We start from the raw sequence: 581 nt of genomic DNA on the forward strand, positions 1-581 counted from the left end.
GTGCCACTGATGCCGTTCCGTCTCGTTGAAGAACTCCCGTTGATAGCAATGCATCAACGACACAGAACGCTCATGGTGACGCTCGTCGAAGACAGAGAAGAGAGGGACTCAGGCCCCGTTGATAACGGGCGGGCCCAGCAGGGCCGCGTTGGCCTTGGCCTCGACGAAGGACAGGGTGGCGAGGTCCTTGACCTTGCGCGGGTCCAGTTCGGGTTGGAAGGAGAAGTCGTAGTCGTCCAGCGTCTTGTGGTGGGGCAGCTTGGAGGTCCGCAGGCCCTGGCGGAAGCGGCGGTCCTCGCGGACGGCGAGTTCCTCGGCCAGGACCAGGTCGATGAGGTCGAGGTAGCCCATCTTGGCCTCGTCCGCCCGCGAGACGTACTGGCTCAGGGCTTCGGCCAGGTGGGGCAGGCCGAGCTTGGCGGCCGTGGTGCGGATGCGGGTGTCGGCGTACACGTGGGGGCGTTCAGCGGCATCTCCCCCCACTTCCGGCCCCGACGCCACCTGATGACCGGCACCGAATACCGCACCGAAATGATCATCCACTTCGCGATCTGGGACCAGATCACCGGGACTCTCGGCCT

At 65.2% G+C, this 581-nt stretch carries 2 pseudogenes; one reads left to right on the top strand and one right to left on the bottom strand.

Features of this window, described 5'->3' with window-relative positions:
- Positions 1-126 precede the first annotated feature (126 nt).
- Positions 127-453 (bottom strand): annotated as a pseudogene (locus tag OTB19_RS43320) (ATP-binding protein); the annotation flags it as partial.
- Here OTB19_RS43320 and OTB19_RS43955 point away from each other — a divergent pair.
- A pseudogene (locus OTB19_RS43955) lies at positions 364-581 on the top strand (hypothetical protein); the annotation flags it as partial. The pseudogenes OTB19_RS43320 and OTB19_RS43955 sit on opposite strands and share 90 nt — an antisense overlap.

Origin of the sequence: Streptomyces sp. H27-H5, from assembly GCF_026627505.1 — a bacterium.
Taxonomy (GTDB): domain Bacteria; phylum Actinomycetota; class Actinomycetes; order Streptomycetales; family Streptomycetaceae; genus Streptomyces.